The sequence below is a fragment of the Aeromonas sp. R2-3 genome (assembly GCF_040908375.1).
GTDB classification, from domain to species: Bacteria; Pseudomonadota; Gammaproteobacteria; order Enterobacterales; family Aeromonadaceae; genus Aeromonas; species Aeromonas veronii.
The window spans coordinates 341,603-354,681 of sequence record NZ_JBFODP010000017.1; the positions used below are offsets into that span (position 1 = coordinate 341,603).

The 13,079-nt window shown below is 57.2% G+C and carries 8 protein-coding genes and 1 pseudogene; 2 read left to right on the forward strand and 7 right to left on the reverse strand.

Annotated elements, in window-relative coordinates:
* Positions 1-221: 221 nt before the first annotated feature.
* The 4 genes from AB5Z02_RS07225 to manA form a co-directional block, all read right to left on the reverse strand.
* Positions 222-974, reverse strand: a complete 753-nt coding sequence (locus AB5Z02_RS07225) for a DNA/RNA non-specific endonuclease (protein WP_368215703.1) — start codon at positions 972-974, stop codon at positions 222-224.
* A gap of 233 nt (positions 975-1,207) precedes the next feature.
* A complete protein-coding gene (locus tag AB5Z02_RS07230; RefSeq protein WP_231719655.1) occupies positions 1,208-3,100 on the reverse strand; it encodes a PTS fructose transporter subunit EIIC in 1,893 nt (630 codons plus the stop codon).
* Positions 3,101-3,623: 523 nt separating this feature from the next.
* Positions 3,624-5,264, reverse strand: coding sequence for a methyl-accepting chemotaxis protein (locus AB5Z02_RS07235; RefSeq protein ID WP_368215704.1), 1,641 nt, complete (start codon positions 5,262-5,264; stop codon positions 3,624-3,626).
* A gap of 863 nt (positions 5,265-6,127) precedes the next feature.
* Positions 6,128-7,327, reverse strand: a complete 1,200-nt coding sequence (manA, locus tag AB5Z02_RS07240) for a mannose-6-phosphate isomerase, class I (RefSeq protein ID WP_231719657.1) — start codon at positions 7,325-7,327, stop codon at positions 6,128-6,130.
* 129 nt (positions 7,328-7,456) lie between these two features.
* On the opposite strand from manA, the gene AB5Z02_RS07245 reads away from it, so the two are divergent.
* Together AB5Z02_RS07245 and icd are read left to right on the forward strand one after the other, a co-directional pair.
* Complete coding sequence (locus AB5Z02_RS07245; protein ID WP_368215707.1) at positions 7,457-8,332, forward strand: helix-turn-helix transcriptional regulator; 876 nt, start codon at positions 7,457-7,459, stop codon at positions 8,330-8,332.
* A 156-nt stretch (positions 8,333-8,488) separates the two neighbouring features.
* Positions 8,489-9,742 (forward strand): NADP-dependent isocitrate dehydrogenase, encoded by a 1,254-nt coding sequence (gene icd, locus AB5Z02_RS07250; RefSeq protein WP_005347179.1) that lies wholly within the window; start codon positions 8,489-8,491, stop codon positions 9,740-9,742.
* Positions 9,743-9,814: 72 nt separating this feature from the next.
* On the opposite strand, the gene AB5Z02_RS07255 is transcribed toward icd, so the two are convergent.
* The 3 genes and pseudogenes from AB5Z02_RS07255 to dsdX all read right to left on the reverse strand — a co-directional run bounded on the left by AB5Z02_RS07255 (position 9,815) and on the right by dsdX (position 12,975).
* Positions 9,815-9,991, reverse strand: a complete 177-nt coding sequence (locus AB5Z02_RS07255; protein ID WP_005337712.1) for a hypothetical protein — start codon at positions 9,989-9,991, stop codon at positions 9,815-9,817.
* Positions 9,992-10,299: 308 nt separating this feature from the next.
* The gene (locus AB5Z02_RS07260) at positions 10,300-11,631 is read right to left on the reverse strand and encodes a D-serine ammonia-lyase (RefSeq protein ID WP_368215709.1); all 1,332 of its coding nucleotides are present in this window, start codon (positions 11,629-11,631) and stop codon (positions 10,300-10,302) included.
* 16 nt (positions 11,632-11,647) lie between these two features.
* A pseudogene (gene dsdX / locus AB5Z02_RS07265) lies at positions 11,648-12,975 on the reverse strand (D-serine transporter DsdX).
* Between the last annotated feature and the right edge of the window lie 104 nt (positions 12,976-13,079).

Consider the following 13,079-nt stretch of genomic DNA (forward strand, 5'->3'; position numbering starts at 1 on the left):
GAGGGCAATATAGCAGTTAACGGTGCGGCAAACTGTGAGTCGGGGCGGGTCGTCGGGTGATGCCACACCAGTGGCCGCAAAAGTGGCCGCAACGGGTCAGCAGCCATCTGAAAGGGACAGGGGGAGCGTGACTCCCCCTGCTGGGAGGGGCGCGGGCCCCTTCCTCTATCGTGATTCAAGAGAGATGGGGAGTCAATCCATCTGTTGGCGAGTGTTCGTAGTCAGTTCCACATCGGGGAGATGCGGGCTTCCAGGGTCTCTTGCTGCTCTTCGGGCATATCGCTGAAGAAGTTGAGTTGGGTCTGCTCCTCCACCTCGCGCACCGAGACCCGGTAGTCGGCGATCTGGCTAATAGGCACCTCTTCCTGCGGCATGATAAAGGCGATGGCCTGCAGTCTGGCCGGGTCCATCACGATCTTGTAGTAGGCGCTCGGGATCGCCACACCCTGACCGATAGACTCTTCAGAGCCGGTAAAGATGGGGCCGGTGATCACCTGCACATCCTTGCGGGAGACCGCCCACTTGTTCACCTTGTCCTCCAGCACGCGCCACGCCTTCTGGTTGAGCACCCCGATCTGCGGCGTCATGTTGCTCAGCAGGAAGCTCTCTTTCATGGTGTTCTTGTTCGATTTCATGTCCCCCGCCGGGGCCTGATGGCCACGGTCGTAGCCCGAGCCCTTGTAGTCGGAGAGGGTGGCGCGGTAGGCGACCGGGATCTCCCCGTCCTCGGCGAAGGCATCCTTGCGGGGCACTGTGCCCTGTGCGCTCTGGGCTGTCATCCGGTAGGAGACCCAGTCCGCCACCTTGTAGTCGTAGTTGTAGCCGACCGCATACCCTTCACGGCAGAGCTTCTGATCCGATTCGGAGGGGAGGCCAAAGCGTACGTGGTCGCCACACGCCCAGTGAGCCGCCAGCAAGGGGGTGGCAGTGAGGGTGAGGGTAACAGCCAGAACCAATTTATTGATTTTTATCATTTTTGTGATGCTCCAGTTTAGTAGGCGGAGCCATTTGACATGAGATCTGACCAGCGCTTCAATTGCTGTTTTTTTACACGTCACCGTTCTGTGACGGCTCGCCAAGATCCGTGATGTGACTGGTTAATATGTTTTAAATCAGTGGCTTGGTCGGTGGGATGATGTGCGGTTGCTCGGCAGATAACGAAAAGGGGCCCGCGATGGGCCCCTTGTGATGAGCTGTCTGACTGCTATCAGGCGGCGTTTGCCTTGTTGCCCAGCGTGCGGGCCAGCAGTGCTTCCGGATTGTGAATCGCCTCCTTGGTCTTCACATCGATGACCTCGATATTGGTGAAGCGCTCGCGGTTCTTGATAGCCACGTCGTGGGCGAAGATGACGCAGCGGGCGTTGGCGACATCCTTGGCGGTAATGCGGTTGATGATGCCGTTGGCGCCCTGGGTCTCGACCTTGATCTTGATCCCCTGCTGGGCGGCAGCCTTCTGCAGGCTCTTGGCGGCGAGGAAGGTGTGGGCCACGCCAGACGGGCAGGCAGTGATGGCCAGTACGTCTGCTTCTCCTTCCGCTTCAATGACTTCGAAGCTGGTTTGGGTGGTGGTCACGTCATCTTCTTCGCTCACCGGCTTCTTCAGCAGGTTGACGATGATGGCTGTGGTCAGTGCGCCGAGGATGGTACCCAGGATGTAACCCATCTTGCCTTCAACAACCGGCAGGACAATCCAGCCACCCCAGGGGGCGTGGTTGATACTGTGCATCATGAAGCCGGTGATGTTGCCGACGATGCCGCCTGCGACGATGGCCGGGATAACGCGCATAGGGTCAGCAGCGGCGAATGGGATGGCACCTTCACTGATACCGATCATGCCCATGATGGCGGCCGCTTTACCGGATTCACGCTCCTCTTTCTTGTAACGCTTCGGAGACATGAAGGTCGCCAGCGCCATACCGAGCGGCGGTACACAGATGGCGATACCGACGCCGCCCATCAGCCAGGGCTGGGTGTTGACCTGAGTCTGGGCAAACAGGGTAGCAACCTTGTTGACCGGGCCGCCCATATCGAATGCGGTCATCCCCCCCAGAATGGCACCCAGCATCACTTTACCTGAGCCCGCCATGCTGGAGAGCCAGTGGTTCATCCCTTCCATCATGGCGGCGATCGGGGCACCGATGCCCCACATCACGATGCCACACACCAGGAAGGTACCGATCAGCGGATAGATGAAGATGGAACCAAGGGAGGTCATGGAGTCAGGCAGCTTGATCCGTTTGAGCTGATTGACCACGAAACCGGCGATAAAGCCCACCAGAATGGCGCCAAGGAAACCGGTTTGATAGTGCTGTACGGCAATCCAGGAGCCGATCATGCCCGGAGCCAGGCCCGGCTTGTCAGCCAGCGAGTAGGCGATGTAGCCGCCCAATACGGCAGTAAACAGGGTCAGGCCGGCGATACCCATGGTCGCCATGTCTTTAAGGAAGCCCGCTTCCGGCACGGCGCCCTTGCCGCTCATCATCACCGACAGTGACAGCAGCACACCGCCTGCCACGATGAAGGGGATCATGTGGGAGGTACCAAACAGCAGGTGCTGCTTCATGGTGTTGAGGCGATCCTTGAAGGTGCGCTCTTCAGGGGCCGCCGGGGCAGTGGCAGCCGGTTTGGCGGCTGGCGCCGGTTTTTCCATTTTCGGGCCCTGTTTGAGCAGGGTCAGCGCTTGCTCAACGGTAGTGGCCGCTTTCATCTGCTCGATAAAGCCCGGCTCCAGCAGACGGGTAGAGAGTTCGGCCAGCACTTCGATATGGTGGTTGGCGCCGCCATCCGGGGAGGCGATCATGAAAATCAGTTGAGTTGGCTTGCCATCTTCGGCGCCGTACTCGATACCCTGACGGCTGACACCGATGGCAATGGCCGGACGGCTGACCGCCTTGCTCTTGGCGTGGGGCAGGGCGACACCCTGCTCGAAGCCGGTGCAGTCCAGCTGCTCGCGGGCCCAGATATCCTTGACGAATTGCTGTTGATCAGACACGGCGCCATCGCGCGCCAGCATCTGTGCCATCTCGTCGAACAGGGCCTCCTTGCTGGTGGCCTTCAACTCCAGGCAGATGAGTCTGCCGTTGGTCATGGTGGGTAACATATTACTCTCCTGGCTCCGTTGCCGAGCCGCATGATGGGGGGAACAATTGACCTGGATATTGTTCTCCCGTTGGCGCGGTGCCGAAATCGGACAAATGTGCCGTTTACTGGATTTTTGTGCTGTGCAAGTCGCCATGTGACCCAGCTCGCATATCATCATGAAAGCCAATTCATACCGATATGTTTATTTTTTTAAATAAAAACAATTAATTGTGAATGCATCTTGCTACTTGCATCAGTGCGTCGAAAAGGTTTCGGCTTCGGAGGTATGGAGATTTGTGTGCTACTTTGAGGGCGGAAAATGTGAAGGTGCTGGCAAAACGCATTGAGAGAACAATCAGAAAGAGGGAGAGCAGCTCTTGATGTGAGTTAATCCATCTACTGATCAGTTGTTATGTGCAGCATGGGTGTCTTCGGGTTTTGTATGGTTCCTTGTTTGACAAAGCCCGCCACTTTTATGAATGGCGGGCTGTTTAGTGCTTCAGCCTTATTGGGCTGATTAATGAGGGGAGGAGAATCGGGCGTTATGTCCGAAACTTGCGTACAACCTCCTGCAGTTGTGTTGCCAACAGGTTGAGGTCGTTGCAAGCCTGAGCCATTTGTTTGGCGCCGGTCGCCACTTCTTCCGAGGCATTGCTGATGTTGACTACATTGCGATTGAGCTCCTCGCTTACCGCCCCCTGCTCTTCAGTTGCGGTGGCAATCTGAATATTCATTTGAGAGATACTGTTAACCGAGCTGCTTATGTCGGCAATAGAGGCTCCCGCTTCGCGAGCTGTGTGGACCGTCTCGGACATCATATCCTGACTCTGTTGCATGGTGACGCCCGCTTCGTTAGCACGCTGCTGCAGTTCGGAGATGATGTGGTTGATCTGGGAAGTGGAGTCTTGGGTTCGTTTGGCCAGAGTGCGGACTTCATCTGCTACCACGGCGAAACCACGACCTTGTTCACCGGCTCGGGCTGCCTCGATTGCCGCATTCAGTGCCAGCAGGTTGGTTTGCTCGGCAATCCCCTGAATGACTTCAAGCACCATGCCGATATTTCGGCTGTCATCACCCAGCTGGCGGATCACCAGAGCTGTCTCTTCGATGGCGGTAGCCACCTTTTCAATCCTGCCGATTGAGTCATTGACGGTCTCGCTGCCTTGTGCGGCTGTATCGCTGGCCGACGTTGCTGCGCTGGCGGCGTCGTTGGTGTTGCGGGCCACCTCCTGTACCGTGGCTTGCATCTCGTTCATGGCTGTGGCCAGCTGATTGAGCTCATGCTGCTGGGCGCCCATGTTGTTGGCCGATTGTTGTGCCACCGCGCTGATCTCTTCGGCGGCCGCGCCCAACTGCACTACCGAGCCGGAGACCTCGTTGACCAGCATGCGCAGATTGGATTGCATCTCGTTGAACCCTTGAGCCAGCTTACCCAGTTCGTCATGGGAGAATTGCTTCATGTCGAGTTGGCTGGTGAGGTTGCCTGCCGCTACCTGGCGGGTCTGCTCCAGCAGGGTCATCACAGGATTGCGGATCTGCCGGATCAGCAGCCAGGCCACAATAACGACGAACAGCAAGGTTAGCGCACCGACTGTAGTGCTCAGCAGTTTGGCCCGTTCATAGGAAGCCTCACTCTGCTTGGTCAGCAGGTTGGCGACCCGATCGTTCTCCTTGCGAAGCTCCAGACCATCCTGTCCTGCCTGCTCGAGGGCAGCGCGGGATTCGTTTTTGATCAGCGACTGCATCTTGGCAATATCTCCCTGCCGTATGGCTGTTTCCAAGTCACCATGGGCTGAAAAATATTTGGCTGCTGCAGTTTTCAGCTCTGCAAACATGTTGCGATCTCGCTCCGACACAAAAGGCATCGATCCATACCGTTGCTCGGCGGCCATGTACTGACTCTTTGCCGCTTCCAAAGACTGTGTGCTGCTGTTGAGGGAGTCGGGATCCTTGCCCAGTGCATCTATCACCATGTTCAGTTCGGCACGGCGAGCGTCCAGCAAGGACACATGCATCTGGCTGGATGCCCGGATGGAGGGCACGATATTGTCGCTGACCTCACTGGCGTCACGGTAAATATTGGAGAGTTGTAAAGTGGCAAACCAGGCAAAACCCAGCATCAACAAAGCGAGAGTGGAAAACGCCATGGTCAGCTTTTGCCCAATTGTCATTTTTGTCAGCATATATCCTCTTTTATCTATTTTTGTCAGGGGATCTTTGTGTGAAATTTATATCGGCGAATAGATGTGATACCTTAAAAATAAATCAAATAAAAGAGATCTTAATCACAGAGGGTATTTAAGGTCTATTTCTTTACTGCAATGAGGTTTGGTTGGCATATCAAAAAATAAATATCAAATCTCTCATTACCCTGCTTTTAAATTGATTGAATTGTCAGTTCATGCGGCCTGGCTTTTTTACGGATTACGTCAGTTTAAAGTAGGGTCAAAAATAAATGCGCTTACATATCAATATCTTACAGCCTATTCTTGTGCTGTTATTCTCATCAAAGATCGAATGGTCCGTTTGGAATTAAATTATAGGTCAACTAATAAATAGGGCCGCATTTCGAAAATTCAAAAGAGATTCCTTTCGTTTGCATTATTAATGGTTCTGTATGACTACGGCTACTAAATGTTTACAGACCGAATGATGATGGCCGGGGAAAGGTTTAATGGTGATGCATCTATGTGCTGTTTTAGTTTTCATCAGAGGGTGCAAATAGTAGAGGGTAGGGTTGTTATTTTTATTGCCTCCATTTTAGCCGGATACTCAGAGTGTCGTCGTTGCTTGTGCAGGCTGGAATTTTCTTCGTTTCAGCAAACCAAGTCATCTGCATCAGTGGAGCGCCAAGCTTGGGCGACAAACCTGTGGAGCTGGTTGTGGGCAGGATGCAGTCAGGGATGGACTTCAGAGCGAGATGCCTGAAGGAAGGTAGGCATAAGAGAGCAGTAGAGATACAGACGGACTTGACTGGTAGGCCATATTGCTCTGTTGGGAGGGGGAGGCATATTCCCCCTCCAACGAGAGTCGGCTCTTATGCTGATTAGCAGCGGTTGCCGGCGCGGGCGACCCGCCCTTCGGCCAGCAGTTGATAACTGCCAGTCGCTGCAGGAATAAAGGCAGATTGCCCCTTTTCCAGACGCAGTGACTGTTCGCCTTGCTTAAGGGTCACTGTGTCATCGATGGCAAACAGGATCTCGGCGCTGGCAGTGGTGAGCTGATGCTCGCCTGCCGGGTAGACGCTGAAAGTGAAGTCAGGTACCGGCACGTCGAAGTGCTGTACCGCGCCATCACAGCGGGGGGACAGCAGGATCTGGTCATCCGGTTTGGCCTGGCAGCGCGTGCAGTCCAAGAGCTCTGCCACGTCGATGTATTTGGGGGTGAGACCGGCGCGCAGCACGTTGTCCGAGTTGGCCATGATCTCGAGGCCGGTGCCGCGCACATAGGCGTGCGGGGTGCAGGCATCGAGGAACATCGCCTGACCGGGATCAAGCGTCACCACGTTGAGCAGCAGCGGCGAGAACAGACCGACATCTCCCGGGTACTGGGCCGCCAGACTGGTGATGAGGGCAAACGTCTCCTCATCCTGATGGGCGGCGGCATAGGTTAGCAGCCCTGCCAGCGCCTCTTCCTTGCGCGCCCCTTCCAGTACCAGCAGCTGGTGGAAGAAGTGCTGCAGGCCCGCTTCGTTCTGGCTGGCGGCAAGGGCTGCGGTCAGATCGGCGATGGCCGTCAGATTGACCCGCTCGAACAGTGCCAGAATGGCCGGGATGGCGCGAAAGCCGTTCATCGCCTGATAGGGGGTGAGGGCAAAAACCAGCTCCGGCTTATGGTTCGGGTCCTTGTAGTTGCGATTGCTCGCCTTGATATCGATGCCTGCGGCCTCCTCTTTGGCAAAGCCCGCTTCGGCCTGAGCCTTGCTCGGGTGCACCTGAATGGAGAGAGCCTTCTCGGCACACAACACCTTGAACAGGAACGGCAGGCTGCCAAAACGGGCGAGGGTGGCCTCACCCAGCGCGGCGGCCGGAGCCCTGTCGATCACCGAAGAGAGCTTTTGCACACTGCCCGCCAGCGTCACCTCGGAGCAGCCGTTGGGGTGAGCCCCCATCCAGAGCTCGGCCTGGGGTTTGCCTTGCGGGTTGGGAATGCTAAACAGGGTGGTGAGGGAGTCATGACTGCCCCAGTCATAGCCTTGAATCGGGTTTTGCATCAACAGAAAGGAGGGCAGATCGCTACTGCTCATAAGGGACGCCTCGTCTAGTTTGAAGAAAATCGGGTGCAGAAAAGGGTGGCATTACTGCTGTGGACCGGACTATAACATGGGCGGTCGCGCGCGCCGCAACCGCTTGCCTCTCTCTTGATCAGGATCACCATGTCTCTCATCTTCAGCCAACTGCTCGACGGAGCCCTGAGCGAACAGGTTCCATTTGACCAAATCTGGTTTGCCAGTGAACAGGGGGTGCCACCCAGTTTCAGCTATCAGGTCAACTTTCCCCGCCTCGAGCTGGTCTTTAGCGGCGAGTATCTCAACCAAATTTGGGACAGGGAGGAGGGGGTCAGAGAGATCAGTGTATTGCCGGGACAGGCGCTCTATATCCCTCCCAACGGCTGGAACAAGCCGCTCTGGACCACCGACTGCTCGGTGCTGAGCCTGCTCTTTGGCAAACGCCAGCTGGGGTTCAGCCTGGTGAGCAAGCGCCGTGAAGATCCCGATTTCTTCGATGTGCAAAAGCACAGCATCATGGCGCGGGCGGGCCATGTGATCGAACACATTTTGGCGGCGCTGAACGTACTGACCGAGGATCCCGGTCGCTCCCCCACCGATGATCACCTGCTGCAGGCCCTGCTGGCGAGTGCCCGTCAGCTGTTGCTGGAGTCCGCCACGGATCGGCCACGGGGGTCAGAGCTCTTTCACGGGATCTGCATCTATATCCAGGAGAACTTTCACCGTCCCATCACCCGTGACTCCATTGCCCACCGCTTCAACGTCTCGGCCAGCCATCTCTCCCACCTGTTCCGCGAGCAGGGTCATATGCGCCTTGCCGATTACATCAGCTGGGTGCGGATCGATCGGGCCAAATTCATGCTGAAAAAGTACCGCTTTCGTCTTGAAGAGGTGGCCAGTCGCTGCGGTTACAGTGACGTGAACTACTTCTGCCGGGTGTTCAAACAGAAGACCGGCTTGACCCCTTCCCAGTATCGTTCCCTGAGTCAGCCGCAGGCTGCGGCCAGCGAGCTGGAGGAATAACGGGGCTGTGTCGGGAAGGCGTGGTGACGGCGCACTGGCGGGTGGCTACCTCTTTGGTCTGACATGCTTTCTTGTCGTTTTATTATGAAAATGAATGGGCTAAGATGGCCGCGCGCAACAAACAAGTTGATAACAAACGGAAGTTAGGAGATGCCGATGGAAAGCAAAGTAGTAATCCCGACCCAGGGTCAGAAAATCACAGTCGATGCCAACGGCAAGCTGCAGGTTCCCAACCATCCGATCATTCCGTTTATTGAAGGGGATGGCATCGGTGTTGACGTAACCCCTGCCATGTTGAATGTGGTGAATGCTGCGGTCGAGAAAGCCTACAAGGGCGAGCGCAAGATCGCCTGGATGGAGATCTATACCGGCGAGAAATCGACTCATGTCTATGGCGAAGGTGCCTGGCTGCCGGCCGAAACCTTGGATTTCATTCGCGAATACTGCGTGGCCATCAAGGGCCCGCTGACTACTCCGGTCGGTGGCGGTATCCGCTCCCTCAACGTGGCCCTGCGTCAGGAGCTGGATCTCTACATCTGCCTGCGCCCGGTGCGTTACTACGACGGCACCCCGAGCCCGGTGAAACGTCCTGATCTGACCGACATGGTGATCTTCCGCGAAAACGCCGAAGACATCTACGCCGGCATCGAGTGGAAGGCCGACAGTGCCGAAGCGAACAAGGTGATCGCCTTCCTGCAAAACGAGATGGGCGTGAAGAAAATTCGCTTCCCCGAGTCCTGCGGGATCGGCATCAAGCCGATGTCCAAGGCCGGTACCGAGCGTCTGGTGCGTGCCGCCATCGAGTATGCCATCGACAACGATCGCGACTCCGTGACTCTGGTGCACAAGGGCAACATCATGAAGTTCACCGAAGGTGCCTTCAAGGATTGGGGTTATGCTCTGGCTCAGAACGAGTACGGTGCCCAGCTGATTGACGGCGGCCCCTGGTGCTCCTTCAAGAACCCGAAAACCGGCAAGACCATCGTCATCAAGGATGTCATCGCCGACGCCTTCCTGCAGCAGATCCTGCTGCGTCCGGCCGAGTATGATGTCATCGCCTGTATGAACCTCAACGGCGACTACATCTCCGACGCGCTGGCCGCTCAGGTAGGCGGTATCGGCATCGCGCCGGGTGCCAACATCGGTGACGGCGTGGCCCTGTTCGAGGCGACCCACGGTACTGCACCGAAATATGCCGGTCAGGACAAGGTCAATCCAGGCTCCCTGATCCTCTCCGCCGAGATGATGCTGCGCCACATGGGCTGGGTTGAAGCGGCCGATCTCATCATCAAGGGGATGGAAGCGGCGATCCGCAACAAGACCGTCACCTATGACTTCGAGCGTCTGATGGAAGGGGCCACCCTGCGCTCCTGCTCCCAGTTTGCTCAGGACATGATCGACCAGATGTAATCTGCTGCTTGCCAGAAACGCAAAACCGGCGCCATGTGCGCCGGTTTTTTTATCGCGAAAGAGTGAAGGGGCTTATTGCGCCTGCTCTACGTGTTGCTGATAGCGTTGCTGCCATTTGCTGGTCTCTGCTTCATCACCCTGGGCCTTCCAGAAGGCGCAGATGGTGTTGGCAAGTTCCGAAGCCATCGCGTGATCTCCGTCACGTCGGCTCATCAGATAATCTCCCAGCCAGCTTTGATATTGTTTCATTACCCGATCTCCTTATCTCATGTGCCCTTGAGGGTACCCACCTTGATGGGAGCCTGTCGGCTCATCCTGGGGGGAACATCATCAGGCATGATGGTGTAAAGTCACGACCCGGGCAGAGAGCCCGATGGGCAATCTGGCGGCGAACGTGACGCGAGATGTCAAAAAATGAGCGCCATTTTAGCACAAACTGACCAACTTGGGGAAATTGTCGCCATGGATTGCGACAGAACTGCCCCATCCCCTTGTTCCCAAAACAGAAAACCCGCCGTGATGGCGGGTTGATTTGCAGATAAATGTGGCGAAAAAGCCTAGATCTTGGCGCTGGCCAGGTACTTTGCCATCTCTTCGGCGGGCACCATGCCACCGCCGGTGGCCCACACCAGATGGGTGGCCTGTGCCATGGTTGCGGCATCGAAACTGCGCCCGGTTAGCCACTCGGGATTGGCTGCCACCCGCCACGGGCCAGCCATACCAGCCAGAGCGGAGGGTTCGAGTGTGATCTGCTCATCGCGCGCCAGCAGTCCCAGCAGGTCATACATCTCCTGATCGCTCAGGGTGTAGAAGCCATCGAGCAGCCGCTCCATGGCGCGGCCGACGAAGCCGGAGGCGCGACCTACCGCGAGGCCATCGGCTGCAGTGAGGTTATCGATGCCCAGATCCTGCACCGCAATGGCATCGTGCAATCCGGTGTGGACCCCCAGCAACATGCAGGGGGAGTGAGTGGGCTCGGCGAAGAAGCAGTGGACGTTGTCTCCGAACGCCAGCTTGAGACCAAAGGCCACGCCGCCCGGGCCGCCACCCACGCCGCAAGGGAGGTAGACAAACAGCGGGTGGTCGGCATCCACCTTGATACCCATCTGGTCGAACTGTGTTTTCACCCGCTCACCCGCTACCGAGTAGCCGAGGAACAGGGTGCGGGAGTTCTCGTCGTCGATAAAGAAGCAGTTGGGGTCGCGTTCGGCCTCTTTGCGCCCCTGTTCCACCGCTACCCCGTAATCTTCGGCATATTCGACCACGATGACGCCGTGTTCACGCAGCTTGCGCTTCTTCCACTCCCGCGCATCGGCTGACATGTGGACGGTGACGGTAAAGCCGAGCTTGGCGCTCATGATGCCGATGGACATGCCAAGGTTGCCGGTAGAGCCTACCGCGATGCTGTACTGGCTGAAGAACTGGCGAAACTCGTCGCTGAACAGTTTGCGGTAGTCATCCTCTTCGCAGAGCAGACCAGCCTTGATCGCCAACTGTTCGGCGTGAGTCAGCACCTCGTAGATACCGCCTCGCGCCTTGATGGAGCCGGAGATGGGCAGGTGGCTATCTTTTTTCAGCAGCAGCCTGCCGGTGACTTCAACGCCATAACGCTGGTTGAGCGTGGCCTGCATCGCCGGAATGGCGGCGATGTCGGACTCCAGAATACCGTTGCTGGCGCGGGTCTCGGGGAAGGCTTCGCACATGTAGGGGGCGAAGCGGGCCAGCCGAGCGGAAGCGTCCGCCACATTGTTGTTATCGAGCCCCACATAGGGCAGACCGGCAGCCAGAGTGGTGGTGTTGGGGTTGAACCAGGTGACTGGCTCAAGCGCGATCAGGGATTGCACCAGTGGAAATTGCGCTGTGAGCTGTTGTACGTCGATGTTTTTCATAGTGTTCTCGGTCTTGTTACACGATAAAGGAGAGCAGGAAGGTACCGGCCAGCGCCATCAGTGAGGCGACAAAGGTGGCGGTGGTGTAGTACTTGAGCGTTTCGTTCAGGGTGGCGCCGCAATACTGCTTGACCAGCCAGAACAGAGAGTCAGTCACCATGGTGCAGCCAATGGCACCGGAGCCGATGGCTAGGGTCATGATCTCCGGGCTGATGTTCGGGTAGTGCACCATGATGGGGGAGACGATGGCGGTAGCGCCCATCATGGCAACGGTAGCGAAGCCCACGGCGGCGTGCAGCACGATAGCCACCAGCCAGGCCAGCAGAATGGGGTGCATATCCAGCTGGGAGAGGATGGTGGCCCCAGGCCACTTGCCTTGAGCACCCCGTTGAAGGCGCCACCCGCACCGATGATGAGCCGAATGTTGGCGATGGAGGAGAAGCACTCCTCGGTCTTGTTGAGCAGCCCTTCCATCTTCATCTGCTGGCGGATCCCCAGCACGTAGTAGGCGGTGAAGGCGGCGATAAACATGGCGGTGATGGGGTTGCCGATAAACTCCAGCACGGTGTAGAGGTGGCTGGCGTGCTCCATATTGAGCTCGGCGACCGTCTTGGCCAGCATCAGCAGGATGGGCAGCAGCACGGTGAAGAGCGAGGCGCCTAAAGTCGGGAGAGTTGCTTCATCGCGGGCCTTGATGTCGGCAAAGGCAGCGGGCACCTCCTTGAATGGAATCCGGTTACCCAGCAGCTTCAGAAACAGCGGACCGCCCACCAGCGAGGCAAAGAGGCCGACCGCGAGGCCATAGACGATGACCGAGCCGACGTCAGCCCCCAGCTGATTGGTGACATAGAGGGCAGCAGGGTGGGGCGGCACTATGCAGTGCACGGCCATCAGGGCGGTGCAGAGCGGAATGGCCAGGGTCAGCAGCGAGGTGTTGGTCTTGCGGGCGATGGAGAAGGCGAGCGGAATGAGTAGCACCACCCCGACTTCGACAAAGAGGGTGATGCCACATACCAGACCGACCAGCACCATGATGACCTGTGGCGAGAGCCAGCGGCATTTCTGCAGGGCGAGGCCGATGCGCTCCGCAGCCCCCGACACCTCCATCATCTTGCCGAGTATGGTGCCAAGACCGATGACGGCGGCGAGAAAGCCTAGCGTGCCGCCAATGCCCGCTTCCATGGCGCTGACCATCTTGAGGGGCTCCATCCCCATCAGGGTGCCGACATAGAAGCTGGCCAACAGCAGGGCAAGAAAGGGGTGGATCTTGCCCTTCACTATGGTGACCACGATAAGAACGATGCTACTTAGCAAGGTAGCGATGACCCATACCTCTGAACTCATACTGCGCCTCGACATCTGTTGTGTGTGATTGTTTATGCGCTTATTGAATGAAAATGAGGCGGGGCTGACAAATGATGAAATCGACCACTTGGGTGATCTGAGGT